A 15,311-nucleotide genomic window follows, 5' to 3' on the forward strand; every position below is an offset into this window, starting at 1 on the left:
GATGAATAGGCAATTCTAGCAATCTGTGGCGACGGGCCCAAGCAAGAATCCGTAAAAAGTCGATGCAACGCCATATCGGGGCCGGCAGATGCGGCCCCGATATGGTGGGTTTAGAAGACGATGCTTGCCATGGCAACGATGAGGAAGGCGATGGTACCGAGCAGTGTCTCCATCACGGTCCAGGTCTTGAGGGTGGTCTTCTCGTCCATGTTGAGGAAGCGGCTGACCAGCCAGAAGCCGGAGTCGTTGAAGTGGGAGAGCACGGTTGCCCCACCGGCGATGGCGATGACGATGAAGGTCAGGTCCAGATCGCTCAGCCCGGCCGTGGCCGCGACCGTCGGCGCCATCAGGGCGGCCGTGGTGGTCAGGGCTACAGTGGCAGACCCCTGGGCCACCCGCAGCGCGGTGGAAACCAGGAAGGCGGCCAGGATCACCGGCATGCCGGTGTCGGAGAGCACGTCAGCCAGGGCCGTGCCGATGCCGCTGGCACGCAGCACGCCGCCGAACATGCCACCGGCACCCGTCACCAGGATGACGGCGCAGACCGGGGCCAGCGCGTCGTTGCAGAACTTCTCGAGCTGCACCTTGCCCTGGGTCTGACGGAACAGCCAGAGGGCATAGAGCACAGTGATGAGCAGGGCCACCGGGGTCTTGCCGACCATGCGCAGCACGTTGACCCAGTCCGCACCCTTGTCGATGACACCCATGACGCCCAGGGTGTTGAGGCCGGTATCCATGAAGATGAGTACCAGCGGCAGCAGCAGGATGGAGATCACCTGGCCGAAGCTCGGCGCCTTGTCGGAGAGTCGCTCGGCGGTCTCGGTGAAACTCGGGGGCAGGGGCAGCTCAAACTTCTTGCCGGACCAGAGCCCGAACAGATAGGCACCCAGATACCAGGTCGGCAGCGCGACCAGCAGACCCACTATGGTGAGCAGCCCTATGTTGGCACCCAGCAGTTCGCTGGCGGCCACCGGGCCCGGGTGCGGTGGCAGGAAGGCGTGCATCACCGCGAACGCACCGGCGGAGGGCAGGGCATATTTGAGGACTGAGCCGCCGAACTGCTTGGCCACGCTGAAGATGATGGGCAGCATGACGATGAGGCCGGCATCGAAGAAGATCGGGAAGCCGAACAGCAGGGAGGCGACCCCCAGCGCGAAGGGTGCTCGGTGGGAGCCAAAGCGGTTGATCAGGGTGTCGGCAAGCACCTTGGCGCCCCCCGTCATCTCCAGGATCCTGCCTATCATGGCCCCGAGGCCGACCAACAGCGCGACCGAGGCCAGGGTGCCGCCAAAACCGGTCAGCATGGTGGGGATCACCTGGTCATAGGTGACCCCGGTGGCCAGGGCCGTCAGCATGCTGACCAGGGTCAATGCCACGAAGGCATGTACCTTGAATCGCATGATCAGCACCAGCAGCATGACGATAGCGCCAGCGGCTACCGAGAGCAGGTAGGCGACATCGGGTGTGTTCATCGCTCCGTCCATAAAATGTCCTCAAATGGTTCTAGTAGTTGTTCTGCACATTTCTGTGCTCCACTTCACATTGCACAACGTTACCGGTAACATGTTACCGGTAACGTGATAACTTAGAACCCATCAGACAAACGTTTTTTGAAAAGTGAGAGAGAGGTCAAATAATGACGGGCAAGAGCATTATCGTGATGGGTGTGTGTGGCAGTGGTAAGTCCAGCATAGGCCTCAAGGTGGCCAGCGCCCTGGGCGCCAAGTTCATCGACGGTGATGATCTGCATCCCCGCGCCAACATCCAGAAGATGGCGGGCGGCAACCCTCTCAACGACGAAGACAGGGCGCCCTGGCTGGAGCGGATCCGCGATGCGGCCTACAGCCTGGAGCAGAAGAACGAGCTTGGCGTCATCGTCTGCTCTGCCCTCAAGAAGCAGTACCGCGACCAGATCCGCGAGGGCAACGAATCGGTGCACTTCCTGTTTCTGGACGGCAGCCAGTCCCTCATTCTCGACCGGATGCGGGCACGCCAGGGTCACTTCATGCGGGAAGGCATGGTAAAAAGTCAGTTTGAGACCCTGGAGCGGCCGGATGGTGAGGCCGGTGTGTTTCGCGTCGACATAGATGGCACCTTCGAGCAGGTGGTCGACCGCGCTGTCACCGCCCTGGCACAGGTGCAATGAGCCATTTCGCGCGCCCGGCCCCGGTCGATCGCGTCCGTATTTCCGTGTTGGAGACAATCCTATGACCCATCCCGTGATCACCGAAGTGACCAACCGCATCCGCGAGCGCAGTGTCGCTCGCCGCCAGGCCTTCCTGGCCCGCATCCAGCGCCAGGCCGAGCAGGGCAAGACCCGCGCCTCCCTCTCCTGCGGCAACCTGGCCCACGCCGTGGCCGCTTCCAGCTGTGATGACAAGGGGCGCATCCTCGACATGACCCGCGCCAACGTGGCCATCGTCACCGCCTACAACGACATGCTGAGCGCCCATCAGCCCTATCAGGGCTACCCGGACATCATCAAGGGGGCGCTGGCCGGACTCGGCCACAGCGCCCAGGTCGCCGGCGGCGTGCCCGCCATGTGCGACGGCGTGACCCAGGGCCAGCCGGGGATGGACATGTCCCTGTTCTCCCGGGATCTCATCGCCCAGGCCACCGCCGTCTCCCTCTCCCACAACACCTTCGACGCCACTCTGCTGCTCGGCATCTGTGACAAGATAGCCCCGGGCCAGATCATGGGGGCCCTCTCCCACGCTCACCTGCCCACCGCCTTCGTGCCCGCTGGCCCCATGGCGAGCGGCATAGGCAACGACGAGAAGGTCAAGGTGCGCCAGCAGTACGCCGCCGGCGAAGTGGGCCGCGATGCCCTGCTCAAGATGGAGTGCGGCGCCTACCATTCGGCCGGCACCTGCACCTTCTACGGCACCGCCAACACCAACCAGCTGGTGTTCGAGGCCATGGGGCTGATGCTGCCGGGCTCCGCCTTCGTCCACCCCCACAGCGAGCTGCGCCACGCCCTCACCGAGGAGGCGGCCCGCCGCATCAGCGCCATGATCCCGGGCTCCCCGGCCTACCGCCCCCTGAGCCAGGTGCTGGACGAGCGCGCCCTGGTCAACGGCCTGGTGGCCCTGCTCGCCTCCGGTGGCAGCACCAACCACAGCATCCACATGGTGGCGCTGGCCCGCGCCGCCGGCCTGGAGCTGACCTGGGACGACTTGAGCGATCTCTCCGACGTGGTGCCGCTGCTGGTGCGCATGTACCCGAACGGCCCGGCTGACGTGAACGCCTTCGAGCAGGCGGGGGCCGTGCCCGGCCTGATGCGCCGTCTGGCGGAGGCGGACCTGATCCACCTGAATGCCACCCCGGTGTTTGGCGAGATGCAGGATTACCTGAGCCGCCCCGCGCTGGTGGAGGGCAAGCTGGTGTGGCAGCCGGTGGGGGAGAGCACGGATCCGAGCGTGTTGTCCGTCGCTGGCAGCGTGTTTCAGGCCACAGGTGGCACCAAGCTGCTCAGTGGCAACCTGGGCCGCGCCGTGGTCAAGGTCTCGGCGGTCGCCCCCGAATACCGGGTGATTGAAGCGCCGGCCCGGGTCTTCTCCTCCCAGCACGCGGTGGAGGCGGCCTACAAGGCCGGGGATCTCAATCAGGACGCCGTCATCGTCGTGCGCCACAACGGCCCGGCCGCCAACGGCATGCCGGAACTGCACAAGCTGATGCCGGTGCTCGGCAACCTGCAGAAGGCGGGCCACAAGGTGGCCCTGGTCACCGATGGCCGTCTCTCCGGCGCCTCCGGCAAGATCCCGGCCGCCATCCATGTCACCCCGGAAGCGCTGCATGGCGGGGCCATAGGCCTGTTGCAGGATGGCGATCTGCTGCGGGTGGACGCCGACAGTGGTCGCCTCGACTGTCTGACCGATTTGAGCGGCCGTACCCAGGCCGAGATCGACCTCACCCTGGAACAAGAGGGGTGGGGCCGTGAACTGTTCAGCGTGATGCGTCGCGCGGTATCGAGCGCCGAGTGCGGCGCCACCATCTTTGACTGAGGAAGAGCTATGCAGAACTGGAAAGTGACCCCTGCCGAGGTGTTTGCCGCCTCCCCCCTGGTGCCCGTGATGGTCATCAACGACCTGGAGCAGGCCCTGCCGATGGCCAAGGCGCTGCTGGCCGGCGGCATCTCTGTGTTCGAGATCACCTTGCGCACCCCGGTGGCCCTCGAGGCCATCGCTCTGATCGCCAAGGCGATGCCGGATGCCATGGTCGGTGCCGGTACCGTGCTCAACTGCGCGCAGTTTGACGCCGCCGTTGCCGCCGGTGCCCGCTTCGTCATCTCCCCGGGTATGACCCCGGCCCTGCTGGCCCATGCGGCCAGGAGCACGGCGCCGCTGATCCCGGGGGTGGCCACTCCGTCCGAGGTGATGCAGGCGCTGGAAGCGGGTTACGACCACCTCAAATTCTTCCCGGCCGAGGCGAACGGCGGCACCAAGGCGCTCTCCGCCATCGCCGCCCCCCTGCCCCAGGTACGGTTCTGCCCCACCGGCGGCATAGGCCCGAAGAACGTCGCCGACTACCTGGCGCTGAAATGCGTGGCCACGGTCGGCGGCTCCTGGATGCTGCCCGCCGATGCGGTCAAGAGCGGCAACTGGGACGAGGTGACCCGTCTCTCCCGCGAAGCGGTTGAAATGGTTAAACGCTAAGCATCAGTTGTGCAGAAAAACCAAACAGGCCACCCTTGGGTGGCCTGTTTGCTATCGGCGTGACTCTAGTCTGTGAGGGAGGGGATTATCCCAGACTCTCCCCAACATAGAGGGAGAAGCCAATATCCTTGCAGGTTTCTGGCTGGGGTTGCCCATTGAGCCGGGCCAGCAGCATGGCGGCCGCCTCGCGGCCGATGGCCTCGCGCGGAGTGCTGATACTGGCGAGCTTGGGGGTCATGGCGTGGCCGATGTCGAGGGCGTTGCAGCCGGCAATGGCGATCTGCTGGGGTACGGGTATCCACTTGGCCTGGCACTGCAGCAGGGCACCGACCGCCACGTCGTCGTTGGTGCAGAACAGGCCGTCCAGATCGGGATAGCGGGCCATGGCCTGCTCCAGCAGTTGGCCCCCCAGGGTGAAGCTGGAGGACTGCTCGGTCAGCAGGTGCTGGCCATTCAGGCCGAAGTCCGCCATCGCCTGGTAGTAGCCCTCCATCCTCAGCTGGGTACGCACGTCGAGGCGCGCCCCCAGATAGACCACCTTGCGCCGTCCCCGGCGCAGCATCTCTGTTACCATGGCCCGGGCGGCGGCCCGGTGATCCATGCCGACCACCATGTCGATGGGGGAGAGCGGCAGATCCATGGTCTCTACCACGGGAATGCCAGCGGTGGCGATCATCTTGCGGGTGCGATCCGTGTGCTGGGTGTCGGAGAGGATGAGGCCATCCACGTTGTAGGAGAGCAGGGAGGCGACCTGCTCCTCTTCCCGCTCAGGGCTGTAGCCATAGTGGGCCAGAAGAGTCTGGTAGCCGGCGGGCCGGGTCACCGCCTCTATGCCGTGGATCACCGCCGAGAAGACCTGGTTGGAGAGGGAGGGGATCAGGATGCCGATCGCCTTGCTGGTGGCATTGGAGAGCATGTCCGGTGCCCGGTTCGGGATGTAGCCGAGTTCCTCCACCGCCGCGGCGATTCGCTCACGGGTGCCTTCGGCCACGGCGGACGGGTCACGCAGGTAGCGGCTGACGGTCATCTTGGTGACCCCGGTCAGGTCGGCGATGTCCTGCAGTGTGGGGCGGCGCTTGCGGGTGTCGTTCATCTCGGGATCCGGCAAAGAATGTTACAGGTAACATTACCGTTTTTGCGCAAAAAAGTCAGCATATGACGCCATCACAGGAGAGGCTGGGGATGATCAAGGGCAAGTGCTTCGAGGGGAAAAGGTTCGAGCAGCAGGAGGTGGAGGGGCAATCGTTCTCGGAGTGCCGCTTCGTCGGCTGCAATTTCTCCTGGCTGGATCTGGGGGAGAGCCGCTTCGTCGACTGCAGCTTCTATGAGCGGGAGCGCGAGCTCGGCTGCCAGTTGCAGGGCTGCGATTTGCGGGAGGCGAGCTTCCTGCGCTGTGACCTCACCCTGGCTGACTTTAGTCGCAGCCAGTGCCTGGGGCTGGAGATGCGCGACTGCCAGGCCATGGGCATCAACTTCGCCCACGCCAGCTTTGCCAACCAGATCACCGTCAAGAGCTACTTCTGCGAGGCCCATCTGACCGGCAACAACTTCAGCTACGCCAACTTCGACGGCTGCCTGCTGGAGAGGTGCGCGCTCGGCGGCAACCGCTGGCAGGGGGCCAGCCTGCTGGGGGCCTCATTGGCGGGATCCGATCTGAGCGGCTCCGAGTTTGGTCAGATCGACTGGACCAGCTTCAACCTGCAGGGCTGCGATCTGCGCCAGTGCGACCTGCCCGGGCTGGATCTGCGCCGGGTCAACCTGGATGGCGTGCAGATCAATGAAGAGCAGCAGCAGGGGCTGCTGGAGCAGATCGGGCTGGTGGTCTTCCCCTGAGCGGGGTGGAAAAGAGGTAAGTTTTCATCAACGGGGGTGGGCGGCGTTGCTCTTCCCCTGTAAAGCAAAAAGCCTGCGAGATGCAGGCTTTCTGTTAGGTGAAGTGGTAAACGAAGCGATGTTGCCGACTTTTGCACCCTTCTCCCCTCACGGGAGAAGGGCTGGGGATGAGGGGGCTGGCTCAGCGTCTGGCCAGCCACTTGGTCGGGTTGATGGCCTCGCCCTGGTAACGGATCTCGAAGTAGAGACCGGGTCTGTCCTGACCGCCGCTGTCGCCGACCAGGGCCACGGGTTCGCCCTGTTCCACGCTCTGGCCCACCTGACGCAGCAGCGACTGGTTGTGACCGTAGAGGCTCATGTAGCCGCGGCCGTGATCGATCACCAGCAGCATGCCGAAGCCGTCGAGCCAGTCCGCATAGACCACCTGGCCAGGGGCGACTGCCTTGACCTGGGTTCCCTCGCTTGCGCCTATCAGGGTGCCCTTCCACTTGAGCTCGGCGGTGCGCGGCGAGCCGTAGGAGATGAGGATGGGGCCCTGTACCGGCCAGCGCAGGCTGCCGTTGGTGCTGAGGCCGTTGTAGCTGCCACTTGCCTTGGTGCTGCTGCTGCGTGCGGCGGCTTGTTGCTTCGCCACCCGGTTCTGCTGTTCGGTGACTCTCTGTTGTTCGGCGGCGAGCCTTTGCTGTTCGCCGGCCTGTCGCTGCTGTGCCGCGATCCGTTGTTGCTCGGCAATCCGCTTCTGCTCGGCGGCCAGTCGCTGCGCCTCCAGGCGGCGTTGGCGCTCCTGCTCGGCCTTGATCTTGGCGAGGCGCTCCCGCTCGGCGCGCTCGCGGCGTTCTTGCTCTTCCCGCTGACGGCGCAGCTCTTCCAGCCGCGCCTTCAGGGCCTTCTCTGCCTTGACCAGCTTGGTGAGCTTCTGTTCGTCGTTTTGCACCGACCGCTGCAACTGGTTGCGCACCTTGGCACGGCTCTGCTGGCTGGCCAGCAGGCTCTGGTGATGCTGCTGCTGTTCACTCAGCAGGGTCTGCAGCCTAGTCTCGGTCTCTTTGGTGGCCAGCTGGTTTTTCGCCAGCTTGTTGCGGGTGGCGCGCAGGGCGTCTATGGCCTCGATGCGGGCCTTGTTGAGGTAGTCGTAGTAATCGAGAGAGCGGCTCAGCTTGGCCGGGTCCTGCTGGTTCAGCAGCAGCTTGAGGTAGTCGTGGTTGCCCGCCTGGAAGGCGCTTTCCGCCTGCTTGGCCAGCAACTGTTTCTGGTGTTTCGCTTGTTGTTCCAGCGCCAGTTTGTCCTGCTGCAGCTCGGCCAGCTTCTGCTGGTTCTGCTTCAGTTGCAGTCTGGTCTGATCCAGCTTGGCGGCGGCGGCCGAGATGGCCTGCTCGTCAGCCTTGAGCTGGGTGTTGAGCTTGGCAAGCTCTTGCTTGCTGAGCTTGAGGGTCTTCTGCTGTTCCTTGATCTCGGACTGCATGGCCCCCAGCTGCTGGTTCGCAGCCTGGGCCGTGCCGGCGCCGCCGATCAGGCAAAAAAACAGCGCGCCGGCCAACAGGCCGACGCGACTGGTTTTCTGTGAAATAACTTCGCATCCCCGCATGGGGCAGGATTATTTCAGAATCATCAGGGGCTTGCCAGTCATTTCCGGCGGGACAGGCAGACCCATCAGAGTCAACATGGTCGGGGCCAGATCGGACAGTTTGCCGCCTTCCTGCACCTCGGCCTTGCGACCGAAATAGATGAGGGGAACCGGTAGATTGGTGTGGGCGGTGTGCGCCTGACCAGTCTCTTCGTCCAGCATCTTCTCGGCGTTACCGTGGTCGGCGGTGATCAGGCACTCGCCACCGACTTCGGCCAGGGCCTCGGTGACGCGACCGATGCAGTGGTCAACAGCTTCGCAAGCCTTGACGGCCGCATCGAACACACCGGTGTGGCCAACCATGTCGCCGTTCGGGTAGTTGCAGATGATGACGTCGTACTTGCCGCTCTTGATGGCGCCGACCAGCTTGTCGGTCAGCTCTTCGGAGCTCATCTCCGGCTGCAGGTCGTAGGTGGCCACTTTCGGGCTGGCGACGATCTCGCGATCTTCGCCGGTGAAGCAGGACTCTTCGCCACCGTTGAAGAAGAAGGTGACGTGGGCGTACTTCTCGGTCTCGGAGATGCGCAGCTGGGTCTTGCCCTGCTTGGCGAGCCATTCACCCAGGGTGTTCAGCAGGGCAGTGGGCGGGTAGGCGCAGGCAGTCTTGATGTCGGCCGCGTACTCGGTCAGCATCACGAAGTTCAGGGCCGGGGTGGCGGCACGGGCGAAGCCGGTGAAGTCGCTGTCGACGAAGGCGCGGGTGATCTCGCGGGCACGGTCGGCACGGAAGTTCATGAAGATCAGCGCATCGCCGTCTTCCATCGGGGCGGCGTCACCGATGCGGGTGGCCTTGACGAACTCGTCGTTCTCGTCGCGGGCGTAGGCATTGGCCAGGGCTTCGCTGGCGCTGTCGGCGGTGAACTCGCCCTTGCCCTGGGTCATCAGGTCATAGGCTTGCTGCACGCGATCCCAACGATTGTCACGGTCCATGGCGAAGTAACGGCCGATCATGGAGGCGAAACGACCCTTGCCCAGACGGGCGAACAGGGCGTCGAACAGCTCGATGGAGGACTGGGCGGAGCGCGGCGGTACGTCACGGCCATCCAGGAAGGCGTGGAAGTAGATCTTCTCGGCGCCACGCTTGGCGGCCATTTCGATCATGCCCATGATGTGCTCTTCGTGGCTGTGTACGCCACCCGGGGACATCAGGCCCATGATGTGCACGGCCTTGCCTTTGGTCACGGCGGTGTCAACAGCCTTGCCCAGCTCGACGTTCTGGAAGAAGTCGCCGTCCTGAATGTCTTTGGAGATGCGGGTCAGCTCCTGGTAGACGATGCGACCGGCGCCGATGTTGACGTGGCCCACTTCGGAGTTGCCCATCTGGCCGTCCGGCAGACCCACGTCCAGGCCGGAGCCGGAGATCAGGGTGCTGGTGTAGTCACGGGCCAGGCGATCCAGATTCGGGGTCTTGGCGGCGGCAACGGCGTTGTGCTCTTGCTTGGTGCTGTAGCCCCAACCGTCCATGATGACCAGAACCAAAGGTTTCTTAGCTGTTGACATAAGACTATGTCCTCTCGGATAGGAATGAATTGCGGGAAGTGAAACTAGCGTAATATTACTACATCTGCCGAAATAGTCACCTGATAGCCAAGTCCCTCTTCCACCTCTGTTTTTACCTGTTATCCCACTGTTTTCGGCATGTTGCCGGCTTGTCTTTGTGCAGGGTTCTCCCCCTGGCGTCTCTCTCCCGAAGCGGGTGGCAGCCCTTCCCCAAGCCGGTTTTGGGACGGGCCATCCCTGATGGGAGCTTGCTCTCGCTTTGCCGCCAAGATGGCTGATCTTATCAAGGGCCCCATGTATACTCGGGCCCTTGTCTTGGTCCCTGGATAGTAGAAGATGCAAGAGTATTTGGATTTTGCGGCCCGCAACCCGCTGCTGGCAGCAGCCTGGTTCGGCCTGGCAGGCACCCTGGTGTATACCACTGTGCGTGCTCGTTTTTCTCCGGTGAAGGCGGTGAACAATCACGGCGCCACCCTGCTGATCAACCGTGAAAATGCCATCGTGGTGGACATTCGCAGTCAGGATGAGTTTGCCAAGGGTCATCTGGCCGGTGCCCATCACCTGCCCCTCACCCAGATCCAGGCGAACAATCTGGGCCCGGTTGAAAAGCACAAAGATGCCCCCATCATAGTGGTGTGCGAGTCGGGGATGACCGCTGGTGGCGCGGGTCGCCAACTGAGCAAGGCCGGTTTCAAACAGGTATATGTGCTCAGCGGTGGCATGGCCCAATGGCGTGCAGATAATCTGCCGGTGACCAAAAAACGCTGATTTAAGGGCCTGCGCCCACCTATTTTCTTAAAAAGGAATCAAACGAAATGGCTGACGAAATCAACAATCAGGAAGTGCAACCGGAATTCCACATCCAGCGTGTCTACACCAAGGATGTCTCCTTCGAAGCCCCCAATACTCCGCACATCTTCCAGAAAGAGTGGCAGCCGGACGTCAAGCTGGACATGGACACCAAGACCAATGTCCTGGCTGACGGCGTGTACGAGGTCGTGCTGACCCTGACCGTGACCTGCAAGCTGGAAACCGAAACTGCCTTCCTGTGTGAAGTGCAGCAGGCTGGTATCTTCACCATCGGCAACCTGCCGGAGCCGCAGCTGGCACACTGCCTGGCCGCCTTCTGCCCGAACATTCTGTTCCCCTATGCCCGCGAAGCCGTGGCCAACCTGGTGAGCAAGGGTTCCTTCCCGCAGCTGAACCTGGCACCGGTCAACTTCGACGCCCTGTTTGCCCAGCACATGGCACAGGTTCAGGCCCAGCAGGCGACTGCGGAAGCCTGATAATGGCCGACCAGATCGCAATCTCGGTCTTGGGGGCGGGGTCTTATGGCTCCGCCCTTGCCATTTCTCTGGCGCGCAACGGCCATCCGACCCTGCTGTGGGGTCACGATCCCGCCCATGTCGCCGAGCTGGAACAAGATCGCTGCAACAAGGCGTTTCTGCCTGATGTTCCTTTTCCCGCCGATCTGCAGCTGACTGCGGATCTGCAAGCGGCGGTGCAGGCTGCACCCGTGCTGCTGCTGGTGGTGCCGAGCCATGTGTTCGGTCAGGTGCTGGCCCGGGTCAAACCCTTCCTGCGCCCCGATACCCGTATCGCCTGGGCCACCAAGGGGTTGGAGCCGGACAGCGGCCGCCTGTTGCAGGACGTGGCCCGTGACGTGCTGGGGGAGACTATCCCGCTGGCGGTGATCTCGGGTCCGACCTTCGCGAGGGAGCTGGCCGCCGGCCTGCCGACCGCCATCTCGGTTGCGTCGACCCACGACGACTTTGCCGATGATCTCTCGCAACTGCTGCACTGCGGCCGCTCGTTCCGGGTTTATACCAATCCGGACTTCATCGGTCTGCAGCTGGGCGGGGCGGTCAAGAACGTCATCGCCATCGGTGCCGGTCTCTCCGACGGGCTGGGCTTTGGTGCCAACGCCAGAACCGCGCTCATCACCCGGGGCCTGGTGGAGATGCAACGCCTCGGCGCCGCACTGGGTGCGGATGCCAAGACCTTCATGGGGATGGCCGGGCTCGGGGATCTGGTGCTGACCTGCACCGACAACCAGTCGCGCAACCGTCGCTTCGGTCTGGCCCTTGGGGCCGGCAAGTCGGTGGAAACCGCCATGACCGAGATCGGTCAGGTGGTGGAAGGTTATCGCAACACCAAGGAGGTGCATCTGCTGGCGGCCCGTTGTGGCGTCGAGATGCCCATCTGCGAGCAGATCTTCAAGGTGCTGTACGAAGGCAAGAACCCGAAAGAGGCGGCCATCGCCCTGCTGTCGCGAGACAAGAAGGACGAGTGATCAGCCCGCCGCAGAATGCAAAAGGCCCCGCCAGCTGGCGGGGCCTTTTCTTTGCGCCGAAATGGCAACAAATCAGTAGTAGGAGTGATCGCCACGCTGGTGCTCGGTGGCATCCTTCACGCCGTTGAGCTCGCCCGGGAATTTCTCCAGCAGCTGCTTCTCGATCCCCTCTTTCAGGGTGTAATCCACCTGAGAACAGCCGTTGCAACCACCACCAAACTGCAAAATCGCCAGCTTGTCGTCGGTAATGTCAATCAAGGTCACCTTGCCACCGTGACCGGCCAGCATGGGGTTCACTTCAGACATCAGTACATACTCGATTCGGTCGGCCAGGGGCGCATCGTCGGCCACCTTGCGCATCTTGGCGTTTGGCGCCTTGAGGGTGAGCTGTGAGCCCATCTGATCGGTAACGAAATCGATGGTGGCATCGACCAGGTAAGGGGCGCTCAGGGGATCGACCAGGCAGTCGAAGCCGCTGAAGGGCAGGTGTTGATCTTCCGGATCGACCGCGTCGGGTGGGCAATAGGATACGCCGCACTCGGCATTCTGGGTTCCCGGATTGACCACAAACACCCGGATGTTGGTGCCATCAGGCTGCTTTTCCAGCAACTTGCGGAAGTGGGCCTGGGCGGTGTCGGAAATGCTGATCATCACTATCCTCATAAACCTGAGTGTACGACTAGGGTATTCATGATAACTCGCTTGGCGGGGCTTGGGTAGCGTGTCGATGGTCACGGCATCCGGCCTTGAGCGTAACTGTCTCGTGACGAGGTGGCAGGGCGCCGCCTATCGTTCCCGTTGCAGTCCCGGCTACTTGATGTGTCTCAGGGTGCGGCAGATGGCCCACACCTCTACCCTGGCGATGCCGCTCTCATGGAGCAACCGGGTGAGCTGACCTGCGGTGGCCCCCGTGGTGACCACGTCGTCGAGCAGGGCCACGTGACGGTAATGGTGGGGCGCTATCTGGAAGGCGCCGCGCAGGTTCCGCCGGCGCTGGCCGGCACTGAGCCGGGTTTGCTGCGGAGTGGCCCTGATCCTGCGCAGCAGCCGGGTGTCGCAGGGGATGCCGGTGAGCTCGCCGAGGGCGGTTCCTATCTCTTCTGCCTGATTGAAGCCGCGCCACCACTGGCGCCACCAGTGCAGGGGAACGGGGATGATGGCCTCGGGAGGATCGTCTCCCTCCAGATGGTCGGCCAGCAGTTGGGCGAGCAACGGCGCCAGCAGGATCTGGCCCGAGTATTTCAGTCGGGGAATGAGCAGGGAGTAGGGGAGCTGATAGTCGCCTATCACCTGCAGCCGCTCCCAGGGCGGGGGCCTGCGCTGGCAGCGTCCGCACAGCAGCTCGTTTCCTGCATGGTGCTCTGGCAAGGGGGCCGCGCACAGCCTGCATTTGCGGCAAGGCTGGTGCAGGGACTGCTGGCACCAGCTACACAGCAGAGGCTGATCATCACAGGGCTGGCGACAGAGCAGGCAGAGGCCGAGCCAGTCGGACCGGCTGCCGAGGATCGGACTTGCTTTGGCGAGCAGCCGCTTTAACATGCAGGCTCCAAGCAGATGAACAGGGATCTTGAGTCTAGATGAGCGTATCGGTTGAGCGGTTTGGCCAGGGTCAGGACCTGGTGTTGTTGCATGGCTGGGGCATGAATGGTGCTGTTTGGCACGGTATTGCCCAGCAGTTGGCGGCCCACTATCGGCTGCACCTGGTGGACTTGCCCGGGTTTGGCAACAGCCCTCTGCACGAGGGGAGTGAGTACACCCTGCCTTGGCTGGCGGAGCAGGTTGCCACAGTCCTGCCGGAAAAATGCCATCTGCTCGGCTGGTCCCTCGGCGGTCTGGTGGCGAGCCAGCTGGCCCTGACCCGACCTGAGCGCCTCCACTCCCTCATTACTGTCGCCAGCTCCCCTTGCTTCATGGCCCGCGAAGACTGGCCCGGGATAGCCCCCAAGGTGCTTGCTGGGTTCAACCAGATGCTGGCGGGGGACTTCATGCAGACCATAGAGCGCTTCCTGGCGATCCAGGCCATGGGCAGCGAGCATGCCAGAAACGACATTCGCCAGTTGCGCCACTGGCTGGCAGAGCGTCCGGCTCCCCGGCTTGCCGCGCTGGAGGCGGGTCTCGGCCTGCTGGCCGACGTGGATCTGCGGGATGAGCTGGTCGGTCTGGATCTGCCCTGGCTGCGCATCTATGGCAGGCTGGACTCCCTGGTGCCCAAGGCGGCCATACCGCTGCTGGACGAGCGTTATCCCGCGAGCCGCAGCCTGGTGCTGGAGAAGGCCTCCCACGCCCCCTTCATCTCCCATCCAGAGCCTTTCATCACCCTGTTGCGACAGTTCATTGGCTGATCCTTGAGCGACATGCTTCAATAACGCCTCGAGGTGGTGGATAATTAGCCAACCATGAAAGGAGTGAGCCGATGCGTATCGATTCTGCCATGACCACGGGCGTACAGGGATTCCAGCGGGCCGAGCAACTGGCCGGTCAGGCATCCGGTCAGCTCGCCCGCCTCAACACCCCGGCGGGTGATCAGGTACAGGTGACAGACGAGCTGGTGAATCTCAAGGTGGCCGAGCTGCATGCCGGCGCCGCTGCCAAGGTGATCCAGACCGCTAGTGACATGCTGGGTACCCTGATCGACATCAAGGTGTGAGATGAACATCAACGTCAGCCTGCCGCCCATCATTCCGAATCAACTGCAACCGCAGACGGAATCGGCGCAGACTGATAACCGCCGCGCAGAACTGGTGCCTCCCAGCCGCCAGAGCGAGGCGTCCAACGCCGAGTCCGGTGTTGCTTCCCAGAAAGAGAAGTCCAGAGCAACCCAGGCCAATCCGCCCGCCGCTTCGACCCGGGATAATGCACAGGCCAGCCCGGCGACCCCGTCCCATCGCTTCGTCGAGGCCACGGGGGAGGATAGCCAGAGGAGGCAGCAGCAGGATCCCGAACAGCAGGAGCAACAGAGGCAGCAACGCCAGCTGGCCGCGCTGGTGGAGCGGGATCTCGAGGTGCGCAAGCACGAGCAGGCGCACCAGATGGCAGGCGGCGAGCATGCGGGCAGCCCCAGCTACCAGTTTTCCCAGGGACCGGATGGCAAGCGTTACGCCACCGGGGGTGAAGTGGCCATCGACATCGGTGTCGTCCATGGCGATCCGGCTGCCACACTCGCCAAGATGCAGCAGGTGCGTGCCGCCGCCCTGGCACCGGCGGAACCCTCGTCACAGGATCTGAGCGTGGCCCGCGCCGCCACCGCCAAAGAAGCTCAGGCCCGCAAGGAGCTGATGGACGCCAGAGGCGCTGCCATTGGGCCGCTTGGCGCCTACATGGACAGGCGCAATCAGGTGATAGCCCAGCACTACCAGCAGGCCGTCAGACCCGCCCCTCGTCAGACCTTCAGCCAGGACATCTGAGA

Annotated in this window: 16 protein-coding genes; 10 read left to right on the top strand and 6 right to left on the bottom strand. The window is 63.4% G+C overall.

The genetic code is table 11. The features are described 5' to 3' along the window. Positions 1-110: 110 nt before the first annotated feature. The gene (locus KI797_RS00930) at positions 111-1,472 is read right to left on the bottom strand and encodes a GntP family permease (RefSeq protein ID WP_226171055.1); all 1,362 of its coding nucleotides are present in this window, start codon (positions 1,470-1,472) and stop codon (positions 111-113) included. 164 nt (positions 1,473-1,636) lie between these two features. Between KI797_RS00930 and KI797_RS00935 the strand changes: the two genes are divergently transcribed. From KI797_RS00935 to KI797_RS00945, 3 genes are all read left to right on the top strand, one after another. Then, a complete protein-coding gene (locus KI797_RS00935) occupies positions 1,637-2,146 on the top strand; it encodes a gluconokinase (protein WP_226171058.1) in 510 nt (169 codons plus the stop codon). 61 nt (positions 2,147-2,207) lie between these two features. Beyond that, positions 2,208-4,004: a phosphogluconate dehydratase gene (gene edd / locus KI797_RS00940; RefSeq protein WP_226171060.1), complete on the top strand. Its 1,797-nt coding sequence runs from the start codon at positions 2,208-2,210 to the stop codon at positions 4,002-4,004. Positions 4,005-4,013: 9 nt separating this feature from the next. Next, positions 4,014-4,655: a bifunctional 4-hydroxy-2-oxoglutarate aldolase/2-dehydro-3-deoxy-phosphogluconate aldolase gene (locus tag KI797_RS00945; protein WP_043133215.1), complete on the top strand. Its 642-nt coding sequence runs from the start codon at positions 4,014-4,016 to the stop codon at positions 4,653-4,655. A gap of 85 nt (positions 4,656-4,740) precedes the next feature. On the opposite strand, the gene KI797_RS00950 is transcribed toward KI797_RS00945, so the two are convergent. After that, entirely contained in the window at positions 4,741-5,748 is a 1,008-nt protein-coding gene (locus KI797_RS00950) for a substrate-binding domain-containing protein (protein ID WP_226171063.1), read from the bottom strand. Between the two features lie 89 nt (positions 5,749-5,837). Between KI797_RS00950 and KI797_RS00955 the strand changes: the two genes are divergently transcribed. Further along, entirely contained in the window at positions 5,838-6,488 is a 651-nt protein-coding gene (locus KI797_RS00955) for a Qnr family pentapeptide repeat protein (RefSeq protein WP_226171066.1), read from the top strand. A 181-nt stretch (positions 6,489-6,669) separates the two neighbouring features. On the opposite strand, the gene KI797_RS00960 is transcribed toward KI797_RS00955, so the two are convergent. Further along, positions 6,670-8,073 (bottom strand): peptidoglycan DD-metalloendopeptidase family protein, encoded by a 1,404-nt coding sequence (locus KI797_RS00960; RefSeq protein ID WP_226171069.1) that lies wholly within the window; start codon positions 8,071-8,073, stop codon positions 6,670-6,672. Between the two features lie 9 nt (positions 8,074-8,082). Beyond that, positions 8,083-9,612: a 2,3-bisphosphoglycerate-independent phosphoglycerate mutase gene (gene gpmM / locus KI797_RS00965; protein WP_226171071.1), complete on the bottom strand. Its 1,530-nt coding sequence runs from the start codon at positions 9,610-9,612 to the stop codon at positions 8,083-8,085. A gap of 336 nt (positions 9,613-9,948) precedes the next feature. Between gpmM and KI797_RS00970 the strand changes: the two genes are divergently transcribed. From KI797_RS00970 to gpsA, 3 genes are read left to right on the top strand one after another with little or no spacing between them, the layout of a single operon-like run. Continuing rightward, the gene (locus KI797_RS00970) at positions 9,949-10,380 is read left to right on the top strand and encodes a rhodanese-like domain-containing protein (RefSeq protein WP_005328526.1); all 432 of its coding nucleotides are present in this window, start codon (positions 9,949-9,951) and stop codon (positions 10,378-10,380) included. A 47-nt stretch (positions 10,381-10,427) separates the two neighbouring features. Beyond that, positions 10,428-10,898 (top strand): protein-export chaperone SecB, encoded by a 471-nt coding sequence (secB, locus tag KI797_RS00975; RefSeq protein ID WP_005328525.1) that lies wholly within the window; start codon positions 10,428-10,430, stop codon positions 10,896-10,898. A gap of 2 nt (positions 10,899-10,900) precedes the next feature. Then, the gene (gene gpsA, locus KI797_RS00980) at positions 10,901-11,905 is read left to right on the top strand and encodes an NAD(P)H-dependent glycerol-3-phosphate dehydrogenase (RefSeq protein ID WP_025325374.1); all 1,005 of its coding nucleotides are present in this window, start codon (positions 10,901-10,903) and stop codon (positions 11,903-11,905) included. A 72-nt stretch (positions 11,906-11,977) separates the two neighbouring features. On the opposite strand, the gene nfuA is transcribed toward gpsA, so the two are convergent. Both nfuA and KI797_RS00990 read right to left on the bottom strand, forming a co-directional pair. Then, complete coding sequence (nfuA, locus tag KI797_RS00985; protein ID WP_033129997.1) at positions 11,978-12,556, bottom strand: Fe-S biogenesis protein NfuA; 579 nt, start codon at positions 12,554-12,556, stop codon at positions 11,978-11,980. Between the two features lie 159 nt (positions 12,557-12,715). After that, positions 12,716-13,444, bottom strand: a complete 729-nt coding sequence (locus KI797_RS00990; protein ID WP_005328520.1) for a ComF family protein — start codon at positions 13,442-13,444, stop codon at positions 12,716-12,718. A 38-nt stretch (positions 13,445-13,482) separates the two neighbouring features. Between KI797_RS00990 and bioH the strand changes: the two genes are divergently transcribed. From bioH to KI797_RS01005, 3 genes are all read left to right on the top strand, one after another. Next, a complete protein-coding gene (gene bioH, locus KI797_RS00995) occupies positions 13,483-14,247 on the top strand; it encodes a pimeloyl-ACP methyl ester esterase BioH (protein WP_005328517.1) in 765 nt (254 codons plus the stop codon). Between the two features lie 71 nt (positions 14,248-14,318). Further along, positions 14,319-14,552 (top strand): flagellar hook protein FlgE, encoded by a 234-nt coding sequence (locus KI797_RS01000; RefSeq protein ID WP_005328516.1) that lies wholly within the window; start codon positions 14,319-14,321, stop codon positions 14,550-14,552. 1 nt (position 14,553) lies between these two features. Continuing rightward, complete coding sequence (locus KI797_RS01005) at positions 14,554-15,309, top strand: putative metalloprotease CJM1_0395 family protein (protein ID WP_226171074.1); 756 nt, start codon at positions 14,554-14,556, stop codon at positions 15,307-15,309. Positions 15,310-15,311: the final 2 nt, after the last annotated feature.

Source organism: Aeromonas media (genome assembly GCF_020423125.1).
GTDB classification, from domain to species: domain Bacteria; phylum Pseudomonadota; class Gammaproteobacteria; order Enterobacterales; family Aeromonadaceae; genus Aeromonas; species Aeromonas media.

Excerpts from the sequence above, each read along its gene's own strand:
- KI797_RS00930 (WP_226171055.1), bottom strand. The coding sequence starts at position 1,472 with ATGAACACACCCGATGTCGCCTACCTGCTCTCGGTAGCCGCTGGCGCT.
- KI797_RS00935 (WP_226171058.1), top strand. The coding sequence starts at position 1,637 with ATGACGGGCAAGAGCATTATCGTGATGGGTGTGTGTGGCAGTGGTAAG.
- edd (WP_226171060.1), top strand. The coding sequence starts at position 2,208 with ATGACCCATCCCGTGATCACCGAAGTGACCAACCGCATCCGCGAGCGC.
- KI797_RS00945 (WP_043133215.1), top strand. The coding sequence starts at position 4,014 with ATGCAGAACTGGAAAGTGACCCCTGCCGAGGTGTTTGCCGCCTCCCCC.
- KI797_RS00950 (WP_226171063.1), bottom strand. The coding sequence starts at position 5,748 with ATGAACGACACCCGCAAGCGCCGCCCCACACTGCAGGACATCGCCGAC.
- KI797_RS00955 (WP_226171066.1), top strand. The coding sequence starts at position 5,838 with ATGATCAAGGGCAAGTGCTTCGAGGGGAAAAGGTTCGAGCAGCAGGAG.
- KI797_RS00960 (WP_226171069.1), bottom strand. The coding sequence starts at position 8,073 with ATGCGGGGATGCGAAGTTATTTCACAGAAAACCAGTCGCGTCGGCCTG.
- gpmM (WP_226171071.1), bottom strand. The coding sequence starts at position 9,612 with ATGTCAACAGCTAAGAAACCTTTGGTTCTGGTCATCATGGACGGTTGG.
- KI797_RS00970 (WP_005328526.1), top strand. The coding sequence starts at position 9,949 with ATGCAAGAGTATTTGGATTTTGCGGCCCGCAACCCGCTGCTGGCAGCA.
- secB (WP_005328525.1), top strand. The coding sequence starts at position 10,428 with ATGGCTGACGAAATCAACAATCAGGAAGTGCAACCGGAATTCCACATC.
- gpsA (WP_025325374.1), top strand. The coding sequence starts at position 10,901 with ATGGCCGACCAGATCGCAATCTCGGTCTTGGGGGCGGGGTCTTATGGC.
- nfuA (WP_033129997.1), bottom strand. The coding sequence starts at position 12,556 with ATGATCAGCATTTCCGACACCGCCCAGGCCCACTTCCGCAAGTTGCTG.
- KI797_RS00990 (WP_005328520.1), bottom strand. The coding sequence starts at position 13,444 with ATGTTAAAGCGGCTGCTCGCCAAAGCAAGTCCGATCCTCGGCAGCCGG.
- bioH (WP_005328517.1), top strand. The coding sequence starts at position 13,483 with ATGAGCGTATCGGTTGAGCGGTTTGGCCAGGGTCAGGACCTGGTGTTG.
- KI797_RS01000 (WP_005328516.1), top strand. The coding sequence starts at position 14,319 with ATGCGTATCGATTCTGCCATGACCACGGGCGTACAGGGATTCCAGCGG.
- KI797_RS01005 (WP_226171074.1), top strand. The coding sequence starts at position 14,554 with ATGAACATCAACGTCAGCCTGCCGCCCATCATTCCGAATCAACTGCAA.